At 72.4% G+C, this 23629-nt stretch carries 18 protein-coding genes; 8 read left to right on the forward strand and 10 right to left on the reverse strand.

Annotation, left to right across the window (positions count from 1 at the left end):
- Positions 1-44 precede the first annotated feature (44 nt).
- The 6 genes from ACZ6I3_RS02580 to ACZ6I3_RS02605 form a co-directional block, all read right to left on the reverse strand.
- Complete coding sequence (locus ACZ6I3_RS02580) at positions 45-1031, reverse strand: helix-turn-helix transcriptional regulator (protein WP_469411013.1); 987 nt, start codon at positions 1029-1031, stop codon at positions 45-47.
- 63 nt (positions 1032-1094) lie between these two features.
- Positions 1095-3797 (reverse strand): pyruvate dehydrogenase (acetyl-transferring), homodimeric type, encoded by a 2703-nt coding sequence (gene aceE, locus ACZ6I3_RS02585; protein WP_469411014.1) that lies wholly within the window; start codon positions 3795-3797, stop codon positions 1095-1097.
- A 268-nt stretch (positions 3798-4065) separates the two neighbouring features.
- A complete protein-coding gene (locus ACZ6I3_RS02590) occupies positions 4066-4689 on the reverse strand; it encodes a GntR family transcriptional regulator (RefSeq protein ID WP_399019283.1) in 624 nt (207 codons plus the stop codon).
- Positions 4690-4925: 236 nt separating this feature from the next.
- Complete coding sequence (gene sucB / locus ACZ6I3_RS02595) at positions 4926-6707, reverse strand: 2-oxoglutarate dehydrogenase, E2 component, dihydrolipoamide succinyltransferase (protein WP_469411015.1); 1782 nt, start codon at positions 6705-6707, stop codon at positions 4926-4928.
- A 62-nt stretch (positions 6708-6769) separates the two neighbouring features.
- Positions 6770-8158, reverse strand: coding sequence for a dihydrolipoyl dehydrogenase (gene lpdA / locus ACZ6I3_RS02600; RefSeq protein ID WP_189724626.1), 1389 nt, complete (start codon positions 8156-8158; stop codon positions 6770-6772).
- Between the two features lie 348 nt (positions 8159-8506).
- The gene (locus tag ACZ6I3_RS02605) at positions 8507-10033 is read right to left on the reverse strand and encodes a leucyl aminopeptidase (protein ID WP_469411016.1); all 1527 of its coding nucleotides are present in this window, start codon (positions 10031-10033) and stop codon (positions 8507-8509) included.
- A gap of 396 nt (positions 10034-10429) precedes the next feature.
- Here ACZ6I3_RS02605 and ACZ6I3_RS02610 point away from each other — a divergent pair, with 396 nt between their 5' ends.
- From ACZ6I3_RS02610 to ACZ6I3_RS02630, 5 genes are all read left to right on the forward strand, one after another.
- Positions 10430-12421 carry a hypothetical protein gene (locus ACZ6I3_RS02610; protein WP_469411017.1) on the forward strand — a complete coding sequence of 664 codons (1992 nt, stop codon included), beginning with the start codon at positions 10430-10432 and terminating at the stop codon, positions 12419-12421.
- 114 nt (positions 12422-12535) lie between these two features.
- Positions 12536-14059 (forward strand): GT4 family glycosyltransferase PelF, encoded by a 1524-nt coding sequence (gene pelF, locus ACZ6I3_RS02615; protein WP_469411018.1) that lies wholly within the window; start codon positions 12536-12538, stop codon positions 14057-14059.
- The gene (locus ACZ6I3_RS02620) at positions 14056-15567 is read left to right on the forward strand and encodes a hypothetical protein (protein ID WP_469411019.1); all 1512 of its coding nucleotides are present in this window, start codon (positions 14056-14058) and stop codon (positions 15565-15567) included. The genes pelF and ACZ6I3_RS02620 overlap by 4 nt, the downstream gene beginning before the upstream one ends.
- Positions 15564-16223: a spherulation-specific family 4 protein gene (locus ACZ6I3_RS02625; RefSeq protein ID WP_469411020.1), complete on the forward strand. Its 660-nt coding sequence runs from the start codon at positions 15564-15566 to the stop codon at positions 16221-16223. The genes ACZ6I3_RS02620 and ACZ6I3_RS02625 overlap by 4 nt, the downstream gene beginning before the upstream one ends.
- Positions 16220-17002 (forward strand): endo alpha-1,4 polygalactosaminidase, encoded by a 783-nt coding sequence (locus tag ACZ6I3_RS02630; protein WP_469411021.1) that lies wholly within the window; start codon positions 16220-16222, stop codon positions 17000-17002. Before ACZ6I3_RS02625 ends, ACZ6I3_RS02630 begins: the two co-directional genes overlap by 4 nt.
- A gap of 16 nt (positions 17003-17018) precedes the next feature.
- Here ACZ6I3_RS02630 and ACZ6I3_RS02635 read toward each other — a convergent pair whose 3' ends face one another.
- On the reverse strand, positions 17019-17801 hold the full coding sequence (locus tag ACZ6I3_RS02635; protein ID WP_469411022.1) for an adenosylcobinamide-GDP ribazoletransferase: 783 nt from the start codon (positions 17799-17801) through the stop codon (positions 17019-17021).
- 60 nt (positions 17802-17861) lie between these two features.
- On the opposite strand from ACZ6I3_RS02635, the gene ACZ6I3_RS02640 reads away from it, so the two are divergent.
- Positions 17862-18626 (forward strand): hypothetical protein, encoded by a 765-nt coding sequence (locus tag ACZ6I3_RS02640; protein ID WP_469411023.1) that lies wholly within the window; start codon positions 17862-17864, stop codon positions 18624-18626.
- Here the strand turns inward: ACZ6I3_RS02640 and ACZ6I3_RS02645 are convergent.
- Both ACZ6I3_RS02645 and cobT read right to left on the reverse strand, forming a co-directional pair.
- On the reverse strand, positions 18566-19264 hold the full coding sequence (locus ACZ6I3_RS02645) for a hypothetical protein (protein WP_469411024.1): 699 nt from the start codon (positions 19262-19264) through the stop codon (positions 18566-18568). The two genes, ACZ6I3_RS02640 and ACZ6I3_RS02645, sit on opposite strands and share 61 nt — an antisense overlap.
- Positions 19265-19407: 143 nt before the next feature.
- A complete protein-coding gene (gene cobT, locus ACZ6I3_RS02650; RefSeq protein ID WP_469411025.1) occupies positions 19408-20508 on the reverse strand; it encodes a nicotinate-nucleotide--dimethylbenzimidazole phosphoribosyltransferase in 1101 nt (366 codons plus the stop codon).
- Between the two features lie 156 nt (positions 20509-20664).
- Between cobT and ACZ6I3_RS02655 the strand changes: the two genes are divergently transcribed.
- On the forward strand, positions 20665-21702 hold the full coding sequence (locus ACZ6I3_RS02655) for a class I SAM-dependent methyltransferase (RefSeq protein ID WP_469411026.1): 1038 nt from the start codon (positions 20665-20667) through the stop codon (positions 21700-21702).
- 179 nt (positions 21703-21881) lie between these two features.
- Here the strand turns inward: ACZ6I3_RS02655 and ACZ6I3_RS02660 are convergent, their stop codons facing one another.
- Positions 21882-23081 (reverse strand): bifunctional adenosylcobinamide kinase/adenosylcobinamide-phosphate guanylyltransferase, encoded by a 1200-nt coding sequence (locus ACZ6I3_RS02660; RefSeq protein ID WP_469411027.1) that lies wholly within the window; start codon positions 23079-23081, stop codon positions 21882-21884.
- Positions 23082-23312: 231 nt separating this feature from the next.
- On the opposite strand from ACZ6I3_RS02660, the gene ACZ6I3_RS02665 reads away from it, so the two are divergent.
- A complete protein-coding gene (locus ACZ6I3_RS02665; protein WP_382841179.1) occupies positions 23313-23525 on the forward strand; it encodes a hypothetical protein in 213 nt (70 codons plus the stop codon).
- Positions 23526-23629 lie beyond the last annotated feature (104 nt).

A 23629-nucleotide genomic window follows, 5' to 3' on the forward strand; every position in this document is an offset into this window, starting at 1 on the left:
ATCGGCCCTGGGACACACGGGCGCACCCGGAGTGCGCGGGATCGTTATGCGCCGTCCGCGCGGTGGTACAGCCCGGCCAGCCGCAGCGCGTCCGCCGCGAACCGCCCGCGCAGGATCTCGGGCGCCAGCACCTCCACCTCCGCGCCGAGCGCCGTCAGCTGGGTGTGGGCGACCTCCTCGGACTCCACCGGCAGCGCCACCGTCACCCATCCGTCGGCGTCCGGAGCGTCCGCGTCCGCCAGAGCCTCCCGCGCGGACAGTGAGTCGAGCGCGTACGGCAGCCTGCGCACCCCGTCGGGGGACAGCCGCACCACCACCCGCGCCCGCAGGATGGACCGGGCGAACTGCTCCGCCCGCTCCTCCCAGAAGGCGGGCAGCTCGAACCCCGGCTCCCGTGCGAAGCGCTCCTCGCCCGGGTCCACCGCCGTGAACCGGTCGATCCGGTACACCCGGAAGGACCCGCCCCCGGCCACCCGCGCGCACAGGTACCAGACGCCCGCCTTCAGCACGAGCCCGTACGGCTCCAGCTCCCGGACGACCTCGTCCTCCCCGCGCCGGTACCGGGCGACGACCCGCCGGTCGTCCCACACCGCGTCGGCGACGGCCGGCAGCAGCGCGGGTGTCCTCGGCTCGTTGAACCAGTTCGGCGCGTCCAGATGGAACCGCTGCGCCGCCGTCTTCGAGGCGTCCCGCAGGGACGGCAACAGGGCCGCCGACACCTTCAGCTGAGCGGCCGAGGCGGCGTCCTCCAGGCCCATCTCGCGCAGCGCCCCCGGCACCCCGGACAGGAACAGCGCCTCCGCCTCGCCGCGGTGCAGCCCGGTCAGCCGCGTCCGGTACCCGCCGACCAGCCGGTACCCGCCGGCCCGGCCCCGGTCCGCGTACACCGGCACACCCGCCTCCGACAGCGCCTGGGCGTCCCGGGTCACCGTCCGCTCCGACACCTCCAGCTCACGGGCGAGTTCGGCGGCCGTCATGGCGGGCCGGGACTGGAGCAGCAGCACCATCTTGATGAGCCGGGCAGCACGCATGGGCACATCATGCAGCAGGGCCCCCGACCGAAGCCGGGGGCCCTGCTGATCACCGGTCGGTGCTCACAGACCGTACTTCTCGCGCGCTTCCTTCACGGCCGTCGCCTTGACCTCGCCGCGCTTGGCGAGCTGGGCCAGGGCCGCGACGACGATGGACTCGGCGTCCACGCCGAAGTGGCGGCGGGCCGCCTCACGGGTGTCCGAGAGGCCGAAGCCGTCGGCGCCCAGCGAGGAGTAGTCCTGCTCGACCCACTGCGCGATCTGGTCCGGGACCTGGCGCATGTAGTCGGAGACCGCCAGCACCGGACCCTCGGCGCCCTGGAGCGCGGACCGGACGAACGGCACCCGCTCCTCGCCGCGCAGCAGCGCCTCGTCCGCATCGAGGGCGTCCCGGCGCAGCTCGCCCCAGGACGTCGCCGACCACACGTCGGCCGCCACGCCCCACTCCTCGGCGAGCAGCTGCTGCGCCTTCAGCGCCCAGTGGATCGCCGTACCGGAGCCGAGCAGCTGGATCCGCGGGGCGTTGGCCGGGGGCGTGATGCCCGCCGACTCCGCCGTGTTGAAACGGTACAGGCCCTTGACGATGCCCTCGTCGACCCCGTCCACGGACGGCTTCGCCGGCTGCGGCATCGGCTCGTTGTAGACGGTCAGGTAGTAGAAGACGTTCTGGTCCTCGCCCGGGGCCGCCTCGCCGTACATTCGGCGCAGACCGTCCTTGACGATCGCCGCGACCTCGTAGGCGAACGCCGGGTCGTACGACAGGGCCGCCGGGTTGGTCGCCGCGATGACGGGGGAGTGGCCGTCGGCGTGCTGGAGGCCCTCACCGGTCAGGGTGGTGCGGCCGGCCGTGGCGCCGACGAGGAAGCCGCGGCCGAGCTGGTCGCCGAGCTGCCACATCTGGTCGGCCGTGCGCTGCCAGCCGAACATCGAGTAGAAGATGTAGAACGGGATCATCGCCTCGCCGTGCGTCGCGTACGACGTCGAAGCGGCGATGAAGTCGGCCATCGAACCGGCCTCGGTGATCCCCTCGTTGAGGATCTGGCCGTTCTTGGCCTCCTTGTAGTACATCAGCTGGTCGCGGTCGACCGGCTCGTACGTCTGGCCCTTGGGCGAGTAGATGCCGAGCGACGGGAACAGCGACTCCATACCGAAGGTGCGCGCCTCGTCCGGGACGATCGGCACCCAGCGCTTGCCCGACTCCTTGTCGCGGACCAGGTCCTTGACCAGGCGGACGAACGCCATCGTCGTCGCCACGTTCTGCGAGCCGGAGCCCTTGTCGAAGGAGGCGAACGCCTTCTCCGCCGGGGCGGGCAGCGGGGCGACCGGGTGCACACGACGGGCCGGGGCCGGACCGCCGAGGGCGGCGCGGCGCTCCTGGAGGTAGCGGACCTCGGGGGAGTCGGCGCCCGGGTGGCCGTAGGGCACCACGCCGTCGGTGAAGTCGCTGTCCTTGATCGGCAGTTCGAGCAGGTCGCGCATGCTCTTGAACTCGTCCACCGTCAGCTTCTTCATCTGGTGGTTGGCGTTCTTCGACGCGAAGCCCTCGCCGAGGGTGTGGCCCTTGACCGTCTGGGCCAGGATCACGGTCGGCGCGCCCTTGTGCTCGACGGCCGCACGGTAGGCGGCGTACACCTTGCGCGCCTCGTGACCGCCGCGCGAGAGGTGGAAACACTCGAGGATCTTGTCGTCGCTCAGCAGCTTCGCCAGCTCCACGAGCGCCGGGTCGGCGCCGAAGAAGTCCTGGCGGATGTAGGCGGCGTCGCGCGTCTGGTACGTCTGGATCTGCGCGTCCGGTACTTGACGCAGACGGCGTACGAGCGCGCCCGTGGTGTCGAGCTGGAACAGCTCGTCCCAGGCCGTGCCCCACAGCGTCTTGATCACGTTCCAGCCGGCGCCGCGGAACTGGGCCTCCAGCTCCTGCACGATCTTGAAGTTGGCGCGGACCGGGCCGTCGAGGCGCTGCAGGTTGCAGTTGATGACGAACGTGAGGTTGTCCAGCTCCTCACGGGCGGCGAGCGCGAGGGCCGCGGTCGACTCGGGCTCGTCCATCTCGCCGTCGCCGAGGAACGCCCACACGTGCGAACCGGCGGTGTCCTTGATGCCGCGGTTGGCGAGGTAGCGGTTGAAGCGCGCCTGGTAGATGGCGGAGAGCGGGCCGAGGCCCATCGACACCGTCGGGAACTCCCACAGCCAGGGCAGGCGGCGCGGGTGCGGGTAGGACGGCAGGCCGTCGCCGCCCGCCTCCCGGCGGAAGTTGTCGAGCTGGCCCTCGTTCAGCCGGCCGTCGAGGAAGGCGCGGGCGTAGATGCCCGGGGAGGCGTGGCCCTGGATGTAGAGCTGGTCGCCGGAGCCGTCGGCCTCTTTGCCTTTGAAGAAGTGGTTGAAGCCGGTCTCGTAGAGCCAGGCCGCCGAGGCGAAGGTGGCGATGTGGCCGCCGACGCCGTACTTGCTGCCCCGGGTCACCATCGCGGCCGCGTTCCAGCGGTTCCACGCGGTGATCCGCTGCTCCATCGCCTCGTCACCGGGCACGCCCGGCTCGGCGGCGGTGGGGATGGAGTTGACGTAGTCGGTCTCGAGGAGCTTCGGCAGCGCCAGGCCGGCGCCCTCGGCGCGCTCCAGCGTGCGCCGCATGAGGTATGCGGCGCGATGTGGTCCGGCCGCCTCGGTCACCGCGTCCAGGGAGGCCTGCCATTCGGCGGTCTCCTCCGGGTCCCGGTCCGGGAGCTGGTCGAGCTCGCTCGGCTGGATGGCTTTGGGGTCGGTCATGTCGCCGCCTTCCTCAGTCGAAGGGGGTTCCCTCATCGGTAAGGGTTCGGGGGTGCCCTTTGTCTTTGGCAGGACAGGGCTGGGGCTTGGGTGGCAAGCCCGTCGGTGACTGTAACCCTCTGATCGATGATCGATCAAAGGGTTGAGCGGCAAAACCTCTTGATCACGAGAAAGTAGGCACGCGGTGCCTTCAGCGGTGGCACGCGGTGACCGATTCTCGAATGGTTTTCGCAGGTCGGAGCTGTTTGAGCGGGAATGTGCTCGAGTGTCACGCCCGGGGCGCGCAGCCCAGGACGTGGGCCTTCACCAGTTCGGCGATCCGGGGGTCGCGGCGCTTGAAGGCGGCGACCAGCTCCTCGTGCTCCTCCGCGTACGACTGCTGCTGGGTGCCCAGCCAGCGGATCGACAGGGCCGTGAACACCTCGATGCCGAGGCCTTCCCAGGTGTGCAGCAGGACGGAGTTGCCCGCCGCGCGGACCAGTTCGCGGTGGAAGGCGACGGTGTGGCGGACCTGCGCCGTGCCGTCCGACCTGCGGTCGGCCTCGTACAGGGCGTTGACATGAGGTTCCAGCGCCGAGCAGTTCTCCGCCAGGCCCTGCGCCGCCAGCTCCGCGGCGATGGCCTCCAGACCGGCCCGGACCGGGTAGCTCTCCTCCAGGTCGGCGGCGGTCAGGTTCCGTACCCGGACGCCCTTGTTCGGAGCGGACTCGATCAGGCGCAGTGACTCCAGTTCGCGCAGGGCCTCGCGGACCGGGGTCTGGCTGACCTCCAGCTCCGTGGCGATCCGGCGCTCGACGATCCGCTCGCCCGGCTGCCAGCGTCCGCTGATGATCCCCTCCAGGATGTGCTCGCGGATCTGCTCGCGCAGCGAGTGGATGACGGGCGCGGTCATGTGAGCTCCTTAAAGGGGTTTGACGTTTAGACAATAAGGCCGGGTCGCTCCGTGGGCGGGGTGGGTGGGGGTGTCTTGGTGCAGGTGAGACGAGACTTACATGGGGGGTGTGAGCTTGTCGTTCGGCTCACGGTGGTGTGTTGCTTGTCGCGCAGTTCCCCGCGCCCCCAAGCACAGTGCCCCCGCTCGGAAACGATCCGAGCGGGGGCACCGTACAGCCGTACCGGCGAGGGAGATCAGAGGCCGAGCTCGACCTCGAACTCGCCCGCCTCCAGGATGGCCTTGACCGCCGTCAGGTAGCGGGCGGCGTCGGCGCCGTCCACCAGGCGGTGGTCGTAGGACAGGGTCAGGTACGTCATGTCGCGGACGCCGATGACCGTGCCCTCCTCCGTCTCGATGACGGCGGGGCGCTTGACCGTGGCGCCGATGCCGAGGATCGCGACCTGGCCGGGCGGCACGATGATCGTGTCGAAGAGCGCGCCGCGCGAACCGGTGTTGCTGATGGTGAAGGTCGCGCCGGACAGCTCGTCCGGGGTGATCTTGTTGGCGCGGACCTTGCCCGCCAGCTCCGCCGTGGCCTTGGCGATACCGGCGAGGTTGAGGTCACCGGCGTTCTTGATGACCGGGGTCATCAGGCCCTTCTCGGAGTCCACCGCGATACCGACGTTCTCGGTGTCGAAGTAGGTGATGGTCCCCTCGGCCTCGTTGATCTTGGCGTTGATCGGCGCGTGCGCCTTCAGCGCCTGGGCCGCGGCCTTGACGAAGAACGGCATCGGGGAGAGCTTCACGCCCTCACGGGCCGCGAAGGAGTCCTTGGCCCGGCCGCGCAGCTTCATCAGCCGCGTGACGTCGACCTCGACGACCGAGGACAGCTGGGCCTGCTCCTGCAGGGCCTTGACCATGTTGTCGCCGATGACCTTGCGGATCCGCGGCATCTTGATGGTCTGGCCGCGCAGCGGCGAGGTCTCCAGGACCGGGGCCTTCTTCGCTGCCGGAGCGGCGGCCTGGGCCGGAGCCGGGGCAGCGGCGGCGGCCTTCGCGGCCTCGGCGGCGGCGATGACGTCCTGCTTGCGGATACGGCCGCCGACGCCGGTGCCCTTGACGCCGGCCAGGTCGACGCCGTTCTCGGCGGCGAGCTTGCGCACCAGCGGGGTGACGTAGGCGCCGTCGTCACCGGAGGTGGCGGCGGGCGCGGGAGCCTGGGCCGGGGCGGGCGCCGGAGCGGACGGGACCGGCTCGGGAGCCGGGGTGGTCTGCTGCTGCGGGGCCGGAGCCGAGGGCGCCTGCGGGGCGGGCGCCGGAGCGGCCGGAGCCGGAGCGGCGGGGGCGGCCGGGGCGGGGGCCTCGGCAGCCGGGGCCGGGGCGGCGGGAGCCGGGGCAGCGGCCGGGGCCGCACCCGCGACGCCGATGACGGCGAGCTTGGCGCCGACCTCGGCGGTCTCGTCCTCGCCGACCACGATCTCCAGCAGCGTGCCCGCGGTGGGCGCCGGGATCTCGGTGTCGACCTTGTCGGTGGAGACCTCGAGCAGCGGCTCGTCGGCCTCGACGCTGTCACCGACCGACTTCAGCCAGCGGGTGACGGTGCCCTCGGTGACGGACTCGCCGAGCGCGGGCAGGACGACGTCCGTGCCCTCGGCGGAGCCGCCGCCGGCGGCGGCGTCGGCGGTGGGAGCGGGCGCCGGAGCGGCCTGCTCGGTGGACGGGGCGGCCGGAGCCGGCTCCGGAGCGGGCTCGGCGGCCTGCTCGGCGGCCGGGGCCGGGGCGGCGGCGGGCGCACCGCTGCCGTCGTCGATGAGGGCCAGCTCGGCGCCGACCTCGACCGTCTCGTCCTCGGCGACCTTGATGGAGGCCAGGACGCCGGCTGCGGGGGAGGGGATCTCGGTGTCGACCTTGTCGGTCGAGACCTCGAGCAGGGGCTCGTCGGCCTCGACGCGCTCACCCTCGGCCTTCAGCCAGCGGGTGACAGTGCCCTCGGTGACGCTCTCGCCGAGCGCCGGAAGGGTTACGGAAACCGCCATGGTTTCGGTTGCTCCTTACGGAAAGTGCGGAAGTCTGTGTCGTCGCTTCTCGACCGAGGGGGTCAGTCGTGCGAGTGGAGGGGCTTGCCGGCCAGGGCCAGGTGGGCCTCGCCGAGCGCCTCGTTCTGCGTCGGGTGGGCGTGGACGAGCTGCGCGACCTCGGCGGGCAGCGCCTCCCAGTTGTAGATCAGCTGGGCTTCGCCGACCTGCTCGCCCATGCGGTCGCCGACCATGTGGACGCCGACCACGGCACCGTCCTTGACCTGGACGAGCTTGATCTCGCCCGTGGTGTTCAGGATCTTGCTCTTGCCGTTGCCCGCGAGGTTGTACTTCAGAGCGACGACCTTGTCCGCGCCGTAGATCTCCTTGGCCTTGGCCTCGGTGATACCGACGGAGGCGACCTCCGGGTGGCAGTACGTCACCCGCGGGACACCGTCGTAGTCGATCGGAACGGTCTTCAGACCGGCCAGACGCTCCGCCACCAGGATGCCCTCGGCGAAGCCGACGTGCGCGAGCTGGAGGGTCGGGACCAGGTCACCGACGGCGGAGATGGTCGGGACGTTGGTGCGCATGTACTCGTCGACCAGCACGTAGCCGCGGTCCATGGCGACGCCCTGCTCCTCGTAGCCGAGGCCGGCGGAGACCGGGCCGCGGCCGACGGCGACCAGCAGGACCTCGGCCTCGAACTCCTTGCCGTCGGCGAGGGTGACCTTGACACCGTCCTGGGTGTACTCGGTCTTCTCGAAGAACGTGCCCAGGTTGAACTTGATGCCGCGCTTGCGGAAGGCGCGCTCCAGCAGCTTGGAGGAGTTCTCGTCCTCGACCGGGACGAGGTGCTTCAGGCCCTCGATCACGGTGACGTCCGTACCGAAGGACTTCCAGGCGGAGGCGAACTCGACGCCGATGACTCCGCCGCCGAGGACGATGGCCGACTTCGGCACACGGTCCAGGACGAGGGCGTGGTCGGAGGAGATGATCCGGTTGCCGTCGATCTCCAGGCCGGGCAGCGACTTCGGCACGGAGCCGGTCGCGAGGAGGATGTGGCGGCCCTGGACGCGCTGGCCGTTCACATCGACGGAGGTGGGGGAGGAGAGCTTGCCCTCGCCCTCGATGTACGTCACCTTGCGGGAGGCGACGAGGCCTTGCAGACCCTTGTACAGGCCGGAGATCACGCCGTCCTTGTACTTGTGGACGCCGGCGATGTCGATGCCCTCGAAGCTGGCCTTCACACCGAACTGCTCGCTCTCGCGGGCCTGGTCGGCGATCTCGCCCGCGTGCAGCAGGGCTTTGGTGGGGATGCATCCCCGGTGCAGGCAGGTGCCGCCGACCTTGTCCTTCTCGATCAGGGCGACGTCCAGGCCCAGCTGCGCTCCGCGCAGGGCCGCGGCGTAACCACCGCTGCCACCGCCGAGGATCACTAGGTCGAAAACGGTGCTGGCGTCGTTCGCCACGTCACGTCCTCCATGCATGTGCGCCGTACGCCGGTCTTCACTGACCGGCAGGCGGCTGGTGTCCGGCCGCTCGTTCTTCGGCCCTTCGGTGGGGCCCTGTCCTGCCGAGCCCCATCTTCGCACTTGTCGACACACAAAGAGACGCCGGGCTGCTGTGTGAGACGCCCCACGTTCAGATGAGAGCGCCCGGCGGGGCACGCCCTCAGGGGCGCGGGGCTGTGCTCGATCTGCGGCTCCGCCGCGCGGGCGCGAGGGCATCCGACCCCAGGGGCGCGGGGAACTGCGCGAACAACCCCCACGCCCCCGCACTCGCCACACAGCGGACGAGCCCGAGCTCTCAGGCGAAGGTCAGCCCAGATCCCCGGCAGCCGTCAGCTCGGCAAGCCGCAGCAGCGTCCGCACAGCCGACCCCGTCCCACCCTTCGGCGTGTACCCGAAGGGCCCGCCCTCATTGAACGCCGGCCCCGCGATGTCGAGGTGCGCCCAGGTGATCCCCTCGCCCACGAACTCGCGCAGGAACAGACCGGCGACCAGCCCGCCGCCCATCCGCTCGCCCATGTTCGCGATGTCGGCCGTGGGGGAGTCCATCCCCTTGCGCAGGTGCTCCGGCAGCGGCATCGGCCACGCCGGCTCCCCGACCTCCTCGGCGGCCTCGTGCACCGCGGAGCGGAACGCCTCGTCGTTGCCCATGATCCCGAACGTCCGGTTGCCCAGCGCCAGCACCATCGCCCCGGTCAGCGTCGCGACGTCGACGATCGCGTCCGGCTTCTCCTGGGAGGCCGCCCACAGCGCGTCGGCCAGCACCAGCCGGCCCTCGGCGTCGGTGTTGAGCACCTCCACCGTCTTCCCGCTGTACATCCGCAGCACGTCACCCGGACGGGTAGCGGAACCGGACGGCATGTTCTCGGCCAGGGCCAGCCAGCCCGTGACGTTGACCTCGAGACCCAGCCGCGCGGCGGCGACGACCGCGGCGAACACGGTGGCCGCGCCGCTCATGTCGCACTTCATCGTCTCGTTGTGACCGGCCGGCTTCAGCGAGATGCCGCCCGAGTCGTAGGTGATGCCCTTGCCGACGAAGGCGAGGTGCTTCTTCGCCTTCGAGGAGGTGTACGACAGCTTGACCAGGCGCGGTCCCGCCGCCGAGCCGGCCCCGACGCCGAGGATGCCGCCGTAGCCGCCCTTCTCCAGGGCCTTCACGTCGAGCACCTGCACCTTGATGCCGTGCTCCTTGGCCGCGGCCTGCGCGACGGCGGCGAACGCCTCGGGGTTCAGGTCGTTCGGCGGGGTGTTGATCAGGTCGCGGGCGCGGTTCAGCTCCTCGGACACGGCGGCGGCACGCTCGATCGCCGCCTTGTACGCCTTGTCGCGGGGCTTGCCGCCCAGCAGGGCGACCTCGGCGAGGGGAGCCTTGCCGTTCTTCGCCTTGGGGTCCTTGCCGTTGCCCTTGTAGGCGTCGAACGAGTACGCGCCGAGCAGCGCGCCCTCGCCGATCGCGGCGGCGTCGGCGGCGTCCGTGAGAGGCAGCGCGAACGCGGCCTTCTTGGTGCCGGACAGGGCGCGGGCGGCGACGCCGGCGGCCTTGCGCAGGGCCTCGGTGCCGTAGTCGGCGTCCTTCTCGGGCACCGCGCCCAGGCCCACCGCCAGTACGAGCGGTGCCTTGAAGCCGGACGGTGCCGGCAGCTTCGTCATCTCGCCCTCGGCACCGGAGGCGCCGAGAGTCTCCAGGACGCCGGCGAGCTTGCCGTCGTACGCCTTGTCCACGGCCTCGGCGCCCGGTGCGACGACCGGCCCCTTGGCACCCTTGGCGACACCGATCACGATCGCGTCGGCGCGCAGACCGGGCGCCGCGGCGGTGCTGAGAGTGAGAGCAGTCACGGTGGTGAAATCTCGCTTCCGATGTGAAGTTGCGATGGTCGAACGGTGTGGGTCGACCGGGCCCGAGCCGACCCTATTCCGACTCAGGGCCTGGCGATCACGGGGCCTTCCCCGGTACGGCGAACACTCGACGACGAGACTACGCGCGTGGCCGCGTTCGCTCATTACTGCGGGTGTTCATCTGCCGGTCGCGTAGTAGCCATTTCTTGATCTTTCAAGGCGGTGAACTCGGTCACACTCGCTCGGATCCGGCAAGAGTCCCGCTCGCGGCTTTGCATGATTTTCACTGATCCTCCTCTGCTCGGCCTCTGTTCGACCGCAAGGGGAGCTCTGGGATCTTCTGGGGGAGGAACCATGGCGCAACGTGCGCGCAGGTGGAGAAACACGGCCGCGGCGATGACGGCGGCAGGCATGATCACGGCCGGGGCGGTGGCGCCCGGGGCGGCGGCCGCGGAGGAACCGCGCATCGACCTCAAGGTGCTCGTGGTGGACAACGGCGACAGCCCCGTCGAGGCCGTCACCGCCCAGCTCAGAAGCACGGGCGTCCCGTACACCACCGTCGACCTGAACGACTCCGGCCGCCCGAAGATCACCGAGTCGTTCCTGAGCGACACGGTGAACGGCAGGCCCCGCGCCAAGTACCAGGGCGTCGTCCTGCCCAACGAGGCCCCGTTCGGCGCGGGCTCCGCCGAGCAGACCGCCCTGGAGGCGTACGAGCGGACGTACGGCATCCCGCAGGTCGACGCCTACACCTGGGCGCACCCGGGGGTCGGCCTCGACTACACCAGTGAAGGCGGCTGGGCGGGCTCCCTCGACGGACGCGAGGCATCCGTCACCGCGGCCGGGAAGGCGGGCCGGTTCGGCTACCTCGAAGGAACGTTTCGCTTCGAGGACAACGCCCCGGCCGTGCAGGAGAGTTACGGCTATGCCGCCCGGCCCCGCGCCGGCTTCACCAGCTATGTCGACATCCCCGTGCCCGGCGGCACCGGCCGCGGCAGCCTCGTCGGCGAGTACGCCCACGACGGCCGCCGCGAACTCGTGGTGACCTTCGCGTACAACAACAACCAGCAGCAGTTCCGCCTGCTGGCCCGGGGCATCGTCGAGTGGCTCACCCAGGGCGTGCACCTGGGGCAGACCCGTAACTCCTTCGCGGTGCACGTCGACGACGTGTTCGCCCCGGACAGCCGCTGGAACACCGAACGCGACTGCACCCCGGGCGACTTCGACTGCGCGGGCGGCGACGGCGAGGGCACCACGCCCATCCGCATGACCGCGGACGACGCCGCCTACGCCGCCCAGTGGCAGCGCGAGCACGGCTTCACCATGGACATGGTCTACAACGCCGGCTCCGGCGAGGAGTGGAAGGCCGAACACGGCGGCACCGACGCCCTCACCGACCGGCTGGTCGCCGACAAGGCGCAGTACCGCTGGGTCAACCACACCTACACGCACCCGTTCCTCGGCTGCGTCCAGGACACCTCCAGCGTGCCGTGGAGCTGCGCGAAGAACGCAGACGGCTCGGTGAAGTACATGAGCCGCGCCGAGATCGCCGCGCAGATCCGCGACAACCACGACTGGGCGGTGGGCAAGGGCCTCCCCGTCGACCGCGCCGAACTCGTCACCGGCGAGCACTCCGGCCTGAAGACGCTGCCCCAGCAACCCGCCGACAACCCCAACCTCGCCCGCGCCCTCGCCGACACCGGCGTCAAGTGGATCGCCTCGGACAACTCCCGCGAGCCCGCGCAGCGGGCGATCGGCACCGCGCTGACCGTCCCGCGCCACCCGATGAACGTGTACTACAACGTGGGCACGGCGGCCGAGATGGCCGACGAGTACAACTGGATCTACACCTCGCGCGGCGACGGCGGCAGCGGCGTCTGCGAGGACAACCCCACCTCGACCTGCCTGGACGAGCCGCTCGACACCACCACCGGCTACGCCGAGCACATCGTCCCGCAGGAGGCGCGCACCGCCCTCGGCCACGCCCTCGCGGGCGACCCCAGACCGCACTACGCCCACCAGTCCAACCTGGCCGAAGACCGGCTGCTCTACCCGGTCATGGAGAAGGTGCTCGCCGACTACCGGGCCCTGTTCGCCGACGACACCCCGCTGGAGAACCCCCGGCACAGCGCCATCGGCACCGAGATCCAGCGCCGCGCCGCCTGGCAGACCGCCCTGACGAACGGCCGCGTGACGGCGTACCGCATCGGCACCACCGTCACGGTCACGGCCCCGTCCGGCACCCAGATCCCGGTGACCACCCCGGAGGGCACGAAGAAGCAACTCCTGCTCGGCACCAGCGCCTTCGGCACCCCGTACGCGGGTTCCCGCTCGGCCTGGACGACCCCGGCAGCACTCCAATCGGCCCTCACTTTGAAGCTGCCGTAGGGCTACGTACTTCAGGGGCGCGGGGAACTGCGCGACCAGCCCGAACGAGACCGGCACTCGGCATCCGGGCAGCAGCTCCCCGCACCAATTCCGCATCACAAGGGGGAACCACGCATGAGGCGAACAGGCCGTCATGTCTCGATGCTCACGGAAGGCACCTACCCACACGTCCACGGCGGCGTCAGCACCTGGTGCGACCAACTCGTCAAGGGCATGCCGGAGGTCGACTTCCACATCGTCTCCCTCACCGGCAACGGCCGCGAACCCGTCACCTGGGACCTCCCGCCCAACGTCTACGCACACACCTCGGTCCCCACCTGGGGCCCCCGCCCCGGCCGCGCAAGGCCCCCTTACGGCAAGTCCCGCCGCCGCTTCACCGACACCTACGAGCGCTTCCTGCTCTCCTTCCTCGACCCCGGCTCGCCCACCGACTTCGGCACGTCCCTGATCGAGCTGGCCGAACTCGCCCGGGACGGCCGCCTGTCGGCGGCCCTGCGCACCGAGTCGGCGCTGAAGTCCCTGATGTGGATCTGGACGATGCCGCATCTGCCGACCGCCGCCGCCCGGCCCACCGTGCACGACGCGCTGACCGCGACCGACCTGCTGGAACACGCCCTGCGCCCGCTCGGCGTCCGCATCCCCGAGGACTCCGTCGCGCACGCCGTCAGCAGCGGCCTCGCGACCCTGCCCGCGCTCGCCGCCCGCCACCTGGACGGCGTACCGTTCCTGCTCACCGAGCACGGCATCTACCTGCGTGAGCGCTACCTCGGTTACCGCAACGACGCCCAGCGCTGGCCCGTGAAGGCGTTCATGCTCGGCTTCTACCGCGAGCTGAACTCCTACGGCTACCGCGCCGCCGATCTGATCACCCCGTGCAACCAGTACAACCGCCGCTGGGAGGAGCGGGGCGGTGCCGATGCCGGCAAGATCCGCACGGTCTACAACGGCGTCGACCCGGCCGCCTTCCCGCACGCCGGCCCCGAGCCCGAGGTGCCCACCCTCTCCTGGTGCGGCCGGATCGACCCCATCAAGGACCTGGAGACCCTGCTCCGCGCCTACGCGATGGTGCGCGCCGAGATGCCCGCGACCCGGCTCAGGCTCTTCGGCCCGGTCCCGCCCGGCGGCGAGGCGTACCGCACGCGGCTGGAGAAGCTCGCCGCCGAACTGGGCGTCACCGACGGCCTGACCTTCGAGGGCCGGATCACCGAGGTCTGGCGGGCCTACGCCGCCGGGCACGTCGTGATGCTGTCGTCGATCTCCGAGGGCTTCCCGTTCTCCATCATCGAGGCCATGTCCTGCGGCCGTACGACGGTGTCGACGGATGTCGGCGGGGTGTGCGAGGCCGTCGGCGACACGGGCCTGGTCGTGCCCCCGCGCGAGCCGGAGAAGATGGCCGCCGCCGCGCTGACCCTGCTCAAGGACGACGAACGGCGCCTGGAACTGGGCGCGTTGTCACGTCAGCGCGTCATCGACCGGTTCACGCTGCGCCGCTCGGTGGACGCCTTCCGCACCATCTACAAGGAACTCGCGGGCGAGGACGAGGTGTACGAGCCCACGCTGGAGATGGTCGCCGACTGGACCCTGGAACTGCGCGATCCCTGGTACGTGGCCGTGGCGACGGACGGGACCGGCTGGTGAGCGGAAGCGTCTGGCTCCCGCCGGGCTCCCGCCCGGACACCCTGCCCTACATCCCCCGCCAGCGCGCCACCCCCAGCTGGGCCCGGCCCGACCCGGTCGACGAACTCGCCGCCCGGCTGGAGGAATTCATCGCCGCGGCCGTCCACCCGGACGAGATCGCCGCCCTGCTGGAGTCCGACGGCCTCTCCGACGACCAGATACGCGAGCGGTACGGCGTCAAGAACTCCTTCGCGCTCGCCGAGACCCTCTACGAGCGCGTCGAACGCCGCTACCCCGAGCCCGACGGCCCCGCCGCCGACCCCTGGCGGACGGGCCTGCTCGGCTGTCTGCTGCGCGGCGTCGTCTTTGCCCTGCCCGGCCTCGCCTACGTCCTCGGCGCGCCCCTGTTCGCCGGCGACGACGACTTCGGCCTCCCGCCCGGCACGGTCCCGCTCCTCGCCGGCGCCCTGTGCGGCTGGACGTGGAACCAGGGCCTCGCCCACCGGGCGTACGCGTGGCTGGGGCTGGGTGACCGGACGGCCGCGCGGCGCGCCCTGCTGCTCGGCGCCCCGGCCGGTGCTCTGCTCGGCTCGGTGGTCGCCCTGGCCTGCGCCGCCGGTGCCGCTCCGGCCGCGGTCGCCTTCGCCGCCGGGCAGTCCTGCTATCTGGCGGCGGCGACCGTCCTTCTGGTGATGGGCCGCGAACGGCTCCTGCTGGCCGCCCTCGCCCCGATGGCCACGGGCGCGGTCTTCTCCCTGGCCGACCCGCTGCCCGAGGCCGTGAGCCCGGTTCTCCTGCTGGGCTCCCTGGCGGCCGTGGCGGCCCTCGCCGCGCGCGAGGTGGCACCGGCCGTGAAGGCGGAGGGCGGGTGGACCGTCAGCCTCGTCGCCCTGCTCCCGCCGGGCGCGTCCGGCACCGCCCCCGCACCCCGTCGCCCCGCCGGACCCCGGCTCGCCGGCTCCCTGCCGTACGCCCTGTTCGGGCTCGCCACCGGCGTTCTCGTGCTGTACGCGGCCCTCGGTGACGTCCTCGCCGGTGACAACGGCAGCGCGGTCGCCGCACCCGCCGCCGTGGCGCTGACCCTCAGCATGGGCCCCGCCGAGTGGCTGCTGTATCGATTCCGCAGCGGCAGCCTCGCCGCACTGCGCTCCAGCGGCACCGCCGGGGCCTTCCGGCGTACCACCGTTCTCACCGTCGTCGCGTGCCTGGCCGCCTACCTCGCCGCCCTGCTCCTACTGAGCCTCGCCGCCTCCGCCCTGTGGCCGCACTCCCCAGTGCCCAGCGGCGTCCGGCTGGCCGGGCTGCTCCTGCTGGGCGTGGTGCTGTGGACGGGGCTGCTGCTCCAGTCGTTCGGCGCGGTGACCGGCGCGACGGCGGTGTGCTGCGCGGCGGCCCTCGCCCAGACCCTGCTCCTCGTCACGCGCACCGGGGACCCGCACCTGACGGGCCCGACCGTGTACGGCACGGCGGCCGTCGTCCAAGGCGCTCTGGTGTGCGCCCTGCTGGGAAGGGCAACAGCCCACCGATGAGCACTCTCCTGGTTCCGTACTACGAGCACCCGTCCGTCCGCCCCGCCGAATGGGAGGCGATCCTGGCCGCCGCGCCCCGCCTCTACGGGGTGGTCCTCAACCCGGCCAGCGGGCCCGGCGACCGCCCCGACGCGGCCTTCGCCGAGATCGCCGCCCGGCTGCGGGCCGCGGGAGTCCGGGTCCTCGGGTACGCCGACACCGACTACGGCCGCCGCGCCACCACCGACGTCGTCCGCGAACTCACCCGGCACCGCGACTGGTACGGCACCGACGGCGCCTTTCTCGACCAGGTCCCCTCCGGGCCCGAGCAGTTCGAGTACTACCAGCGACTGGCGGTGGCCGCCTGGGGCGTCGGCTGCGGCACCCTCGCCCTCAACCACGGCACGGCACCGCACCCCTGCTACGCCCGCATCGCCGATGTCCTCGTCACCTTCGAGGGCACCTGGGCGTCGTACCGCGCGCTGCGCCCAGAGCCCTGGCCCGGCGGCGGCGACGTGCGGCTGTGCCACCTGGTGTACGGCGTGCCGCCCGACGCCGACCCGGAGGGCCTGGCCAGGGCGCGGGGCGCGGCGGTGCATTGTGCGGTGCCCGGCACCGGCGATCATCCTTGGGGCACACTGCCGTACACCCTGCACAACCCGGAGAACACCCCGTGAGACGCACGTCCTTGCTCGTCACCCTGCTCGTCCTGCTGCTCGCCGGCTGCACCCAGAAGGCCGCCGACGACAAACCGGGCCCCCGCTGGCAGCCCCGGCCGGGCACCGCCTGGCAGTGGCAGCTCAGCGGGAAGCTGGACACCTCCGTCGACGTGCCGGTCTACGACATCGACGGCTTCGACCACACCGAGGCCACCGTCACCCGCCTGCACCGCGAGGACCGCAAGGTCATCTGCTATCTGTCCACCGGCGCCTGGGAGGAGTTCCGCCCGGACGCCGGGAAGTTCCCGAAGGCCGTCCTCGGGCGCGGCAACGGCTGGAAGGGCGAACGCTGGCTGGACATCCGCCGCACCGACGTCCTGGAGCCCCTCATGGCGGCCCGGATCGACATGTGCCGCGACAAGGGCTTCGACGCGGTGGAGCCCGACAACATGGACGGCTACCGCAACGAGACGGGCTTCCCGCTGAAGGCCGCCGACCAGCTCCGCTACAACCGCCTCATCGCCCGCCTGGCCCACGACCGGGGCATGGCCGTCGGCCTGAAGAACGACCTGGACCAGATCCCCGAGCTGGTCGGGGACTTCGACTTCGCGGTCAACGAACAGTGCGCCCAGTACGGCGAGTGCGCGGCCCTGAAGCCGTTCGTCGACGCGGGCAAGGCCGTCTTCCACGTCGAGTACGAGGTGCCCACCCGCCGCTTCTGCGCCGAGTCCCGCCGCCTGAAGCTGAGTTCACTGCTCAAGAAGTACGAACTGGGGGTGTGGCGACAGGCCTGCTGAGCCCGGGCCCGGGCTGTCAGCCCAGGGCCAGGACGACCAGCGCCGTCGTCGCCGCCGTCTCCGCCAGCCCGCCGAACACATCCCCGGTGACCCCGCCGAAGCGGCGCGTGCAGTGCCGCAGCAGCGCTTCGGCGGCGGCCAGGGAGAGGACGACCGCGCACCCGGTCCGGACCACGTCGTACGGCCCCCCGGAGGCGCTCCCCGCTGCCGCCGCCACCGTGACGGCGGCGGCGGTGAGCAGCGCCCCGCGCGGGGGCACCACGCCCGCGACCGCCGCCCCCAGCCCCTCCGGCCGGGCCGCCGGAACCCCGGCCCGGGCCGCCAGGGTCAGGGCCAGCCGGGCGACCGTCGCGGAGACGACCGCGGCGAAGGCGCCCCGGGCCCAGGAGGCGTCGTAGGCCTGGGCGAGCGCGGTGACCTGCGCGAGCAGGACGAGGACCAGGGCGATGACCCCGAACGGCCCGATGTCCGACTGCTTCATGATCCGCAGCGCGTCCTCGGCGGGCTTCCCGCTGCCCAGCCCGTCGGCGGTGTCCGCGAGCCCGTCGAGATGCAGCCCCCGGGTGAGGACGGCCGGCACGGCGACGGTGGCCACGGCGGCGAGCGGCCCGCCCGCGCCGAGGAACAGCAGCACCAGCCCGACGGCGGCGGCAGCGGCACCGACCGCCAGCCCGGCCAGGGGAGCGCACAGCATGCCGCCGCGCGCGGCCTCCCGGTCCCACCGGGTCACCCGGACCGGGAACACGGTCAGGGTGCCGAAGGCGAAGCGGAGGCCGTCGAGGGGCGAGGTACTGGACACCGGCGCAGGCTACCGGCCGGTCAGGAGAGCGGGCGCGCCGGCCGAGGATAAAGTTCACATATGGGATGGTTCGAGCGGAACATCATGGAACCCGGCAAGCTGCCGCTGCTCCTCGCTCTCGTCTCCTTCGTGCTGACCTTCGTGATCACCCGGGGCATCACCCGCCTCATCCGGGCGGGCAAGGGCCCCTTCCGCAACATCAGCAGCAGCGGCGGTGTCCATGTCCACCACGTGGTGCCCGGCGTCATCCTGACGATCATCGGCGGCTTCGGCGCGGTCGCCGGCGGCCAGTACGGCTTCGGCTCCTGCCTGGCCGCGGTGCTCTTCGGCATCGGGGCGGGACTCGTCCTCGACGAGTTCGCCCTGGTCCTGCACCTCGCCGACGTCTACTGGACCCCGGACGGCCGCAAGAGCGTCGAGATGGTCGTCCTCACCGCGTCCCTCGTCGGCCTGCTCCTGCTCGGCTTCTCGCCGCTGGGCGTCAACGACCTCTCCGAGGACCAGCAGCAGAACCGCGCCGTCGTCCTCGGGAACATCGTCGTGAACTTCGGGTTCGCCCTCATCGCCCTGTTCAAGGGCAAGGTCCGCATCGCCGTCCTGGGCGTGATCATCCCCCTCGTCGCCCTGGTCGGCGCCGTACGGCTGGCCCGCCCCACCTCCCCGTGGGCCAAGCGGTTCTACCGGAACCGCCCCCGCGCCCGGGCCAGATCCGGCTTGCGGGCCTACCACCACGACCGCCGCTGGGTGGGCCCCCGGCGCAGATTTCAGGACTGGATCGGCGGCGCGCCCGACCCCGAGCCCGTACGGTCCCTCGAACACCACTGACGCAGCGCACCGGCCGCGCACAGCGCCAGCACGGCCGTGATCGCCGCCAGGTGCTCCTTGCCCGCGAGGTTCTCCTTCAGGGCGACCTCGGCCACCATGGCCACGATCACCACCGCCGCCGTGACATACGCGCGGTAGCGCAGCCCCAGGTAGACGGCAAGGCCCACCACCGCCGCCGACGGCCCGGTGTCCACGACCCGCGCGTCCGAGGCGGGCAGGCCCAGCGGGGAGTCGGGGCCCAGCCAGATGCCCAGGCGGGCGTAGAGGGTGCCCGCGAGCGTCGCCAGGTAGGCGATGAGCAGGGTCCGCCGCCACCCCAGACAGATCTCCGCGATGCCGAACACGAGCAGGATCTGCGCCAGCGCGCCCCACACCGGCAGATCCAGCGCGGGCACGAACAGCGACAGCGGCGTCCGCAGCAGCGCCAGCCACAGCGGGTCCTCGGCCCGTACGGCACCGATGTCCTGCACGAACCCGTAGCCCCACGACTGGTTGTGCGTGAAGTGCAGTACCGAGGTCAGGCACACGGCCCCGGCCGCCATGGGCACCGCCCGCAGACGCCGCTCCCGCAGCGGCCCGCGCACCGCGGCGTACAGCGGCCCCCATTCGGCGCGGGCCCAGCGGGCGAGCGTGGTCATCGGGTCGTCCTCGTCCAGGGGCCGGCGCGGCGGCAGCGGGTGTGCGCGGTGTCTGTGGCTCAGTCAAACCGACACCACACGCGAAGACCGACCGGAACGGGACGAAGTTGAGCCAGGTGTGCGTGACCTGGATCTCCCGGACGCTACTGCTCGGAGGGAACCTCCGGGGCCTCGGGCTCGTCCGGCCGCTCGGACTCCTTCGGCTTCTCGGGCAGCTCCGCCGCAAGGGCCGCCGCGGCCTGCACCAGGGGGAGCGCGAGCAGCCCGCCCGCGCCCTCGCCGACGGTCACGCCCTGGGTCAGCAGCGGCTCCAGGGCCATCCGGTCCAGCGCCTTCGCCTGCCCGGGCTCTCCGCTGTCGTGTGCCGCCAGCCACCAGTCCGGCGCCCGGAACGCGATCCGCTGCGCGACCAGCGCGCACGCGGCCGTCACGACCCCGTCGAGCACCACGGGCAGCTTCCGCACGGCGCTCTGCAGCAGGAAGCCCGTCATCGCCGCGAGATCGGCCCCGCCGACCGTCGCCAGCAACCTCAACTGGTCCCCGAGCACCGGCCGGGCCCGGCGCAGCGCGTCACGGATCGCCGCGCACTTGCGCATCCACGCCAGGTCGTCGATCGCCAGCCCGCCACGCCCGGTGACGACCGACGCGTCGACCCCGCACAGCGCCGCGACCAGCACGCCCGCGGCCGTCGTCCCGCCGACGCTCACATCGCCGAGCACCACCAGATCCGTACCGGAGTCGGCCTCCTCGTCGGCCACCGCGACCCCGGCCCGGAACGCCGCCTCGGCCTCCTCCAGGGTCAGCGCGTCCTCGATGTCGATCCGTCCGCTGCCGCGCCGCACCCGGTGCCGTACGACGTCCTCGGGCAGGGCCTCGGGATCGCAGTCCAGGCCCATGTCGACGATCCGCACCGGCACGCCCAGCCGCCGCGCGAGCACCGAGACGGGCCTGCCGCCCTCCAGCACCTCGCGCACCAACTCCCCGGCACCGCCCGCGGGCCGGGCCGAGACACCCAGTTCGGCGACGCCGTGGTCACCGGCGAAGAGCACCACCCGCGGGCGTTCGACCGGCCGCACCGGCACCGCGGACTGCGCCGCCGCCAGCCACTCACCCAGGTCGTCGAGCCGGCCCAGCGACCCTGGCGGCACGATCTGCCGCTCCCGGCGTGCCTCGGCGTCACGGCGGATCCCGCCGTCCGGACGCTCGATCAGATCGGTGAAGTCGTCGAGATTAAGCGAGCTCATTCGCCGAACAGTACCGGCACCTATCGAACAGCACGGCGCCACATCGCGACTCCGTCAAGGCGACGTCGTTGCACCCAAGATCGGCATCCCATACGTTCCCGTTTGCAGCGGATTGTCGTACGTCCCTGCCGTACGCCTCGCGCCCGGGAGCCGCCCATGCCCGAACTTCCCGCCCCCTCCGTCCCCCAGGCGCCCGCGCCGGTGCACGAACCGCGCCGCGAGGACTGCCCCTGGTGCGGCTCCGGCCGGCTGCGCAACCGGCTGCGCACCGGTGACCTGCGGCAGTACAAGCCGGGCAGCTTCACCGTCGACGACTGCCGCGACTGCGGCCACACCTTCCAGAACCCCCGCCTCACGGCCGAGGGCCTCGTCCACTACCAGCGGACCGTGCGCGGGGCGCCCATGGACCCCACGGCCGACGCCCTCGTCGCCCGGCGCGGCAGCCGGCAGCGCCACCTGTCGGCCGCCCGGGCGATGCGGCGGTTCGGGGAGCCGGAGAGCTGGCTGGACGTGGGGACGGGCCTCGCGCGCTTCCCGGAGACGGCCCGGGAGTTCTTCCCGTACACCTCCTTCGACGGCCTGGACGCCACCCCGGGCGTGGTCCGGGCCATCGCGGCCGAACGTGTCGAGGAGGCCCACGTCGGCCGCCTGTCCGACCCCCGGATCTCGGGCCCGCTGCGCGCCCGCTACGACGTGGTCAGCATGCTCCACCACCTGGAGGGCGCCCCCGACCCGCGCGCGGAACTCCACGCCGCCCTCCGCGTCCTGCGCCCCGGCGGCCACCTGCTCATCGAGACCCTCGACCCCCGCAGCGTCTTCGCCGCGCTCCTGGGCCGCTGGTGGCTCCTCTACGACCAGCCCCGCCACCTCCACCTGCTGCCCCCGCGCAACCTCCGGGCCGAACTGGAGACGGCCGGCTGCACGGTCCTCACCCTCGACCACCGCCCCACCCACATCCCCCACGACCTCGCCGGCGCGACGTCCCTGGCCCTCTCCCACGCCCTCCCCACCCCGGACACCCCCTGGCGCGCCATCCCCCCACCCCCCTTCCAACGCCACGCCCGAGAGGCCCTCCTCCGAGCGGGCCTCCCCCTGGTGGGCGTAGCAGCCCTGGCGGACCACCTACTGGCCCCACTGGCCCGCCGCACCCGCTTGGCGAACACGTACCGCGTCATCGCCCAAAAGGCCCCGTAGCCGCGGGTCCGAACCCCGCCCTCCGCTGCGGGCACGCGCCCCGCCCTCCGCTGCGGGCATGCGTTGCCGCCCGAGCTGCGGGCATGCGTGCCGCTGGGGGCGGCACGGGTGGGCGCAGCGGCACCCCGCTACGCCGGGCTGCGCACCCACCCGCCCTCAGCCCCCACCCACAGCACCTGTCACCCCCGCAGAACAACCGCCTGCCCCGCCACCACCAACAGCACCTGCTCACACTGATCCGCGAACCCCGCGTTCAACCGCCCCAGTTCATCCCGATACCGCCGCCCAGACGCAGTCGCCGGCACAATCCCCGACCCCACCTCGTTGGACACGGCCACAACGGCCCGCCGACTAGCCCGCACCGCCTCCGTCAACTCCCGCACCCGCTCCCGCAACACCTTCTCCCCCCGCTCCGCCCACACCGCGTCGTCCCACGCCCCGGCGGCATCCATCGCGTCCGTCAACCACAACGACAGACAGTCGATGAGCAGAGGCGGCCCCTCCTCCGCCAGCAGCGGCACCAGATCACAGGTCTCCACCGTCCGCCACGACCCCGGCCGCCGCTCCCGATGCGCGGCCACCCGCACAGACCACTCGGTGTCCCCGTTGCGCGACCCGCCCGTCGCCACGTACAGCACGTCGGGGAAGGCCTCCAGCCGGCGCTCGGCCTCCACCGACTTGCCCGACCGCGCCCCGCCCAGCACCAGCGTGCGCCGCGGTACGTCCGGCACGTCCTCGTACGCCCCCACCGACAGCGTCGCCCCGTCCGGCACCGCCCGCGCCCCGGCCGCCGCCAGCCGCCGCCCGAGCTCCGGGCCCGGCGGCACGTCGTGGTCCAGATGGACGGCGACCACATCGGTGGTCGGCCCCACCGCCCCGACCGCCCGCAGCTTCGCCAGCGCGTCCGGCCGCCCCGCGACATCCGCGAGGACCATGTCGTACGGCTCGGCCGGTTCCGCCAGCCCCGCCGGCGCCCCGCCCGGCGGCAGATACAGCAGCCGCTGCCCCTCCGGCCCGGTCACCGCGTACCCCGTGCCCGGCGCGTCCATCGCCACCGCCCGCACCCGGTGCCCCGTCAGCAGCGTCAACTCCTGCCCGTCCGGCACCCGTCCGGGCTGCGGAACCCCGGCAGGCACCTCGACCGCGGGCCCGTCATGCGGATGCGACAACAGCACCTGCCGCACGCCGGTCAGCGAATGCCCCGCCCGAGCCGCCGCGAACGCCGCTCCGGGCGTCAGATCGAGCAACAGCGCCCCGTCCAGAAGCAACGCGGTGGCCGCCCGAGCGTCCGGCCCGAGAGCGGCGGCACAGGCCGCACAAGGACAGTCAGGGCGGGGAAGCCCCGCAGGAGCGCCGGTGCCAAGCAGAGTAAGTTCCACGCCCCGATTCTCACCCGCCGCCCTGTGTCATGCCCCAAGGGGCGCGGGCCGTATCGATGTGCGGCTCCGCCGCGCGGGCGCGACCAGCCCAATGCGACCCGCACAAGCCCGATCACCCGCACTCCCGCAACGCCTATAACGCCCCACCCGGCGAAACGCTTAGGCTCGACACAGGAGCCGGACCAAGATCCGGCTCCTGCTGTGCAGTGTGCTCACACATGGGAGGCGTACATGGCGGCATGGACGTGGCGGTTCGAGAAGACCGACGGGACTGAGGTCCAGCCCGCGGTGCCGCCGGAGGACTTCCCCACCCAGGGGGATGCCGAGTCCTGGATCGGGGAGCACTGGAAGGAGCTGCAGGAAGGCGGCGCCGACCAGGTGCGGCTGTTCGAGGACGCCACGGAGATCTACGGCCCGATGAGTCTGCACGCGGCCGAGGCGTGAGCCCCGGGGCGGGGGGGGGGGGGACCCGCCCCCCCCCCCCCCCCCCCCCCCCCCCCCCCCCACAACCCCCACCAGGTCCGGAGAAACGCCACCCCCCCTGTCGG

Source organism: Streptomyces sp. NPDC041940 (assembly GCF_055589465.1).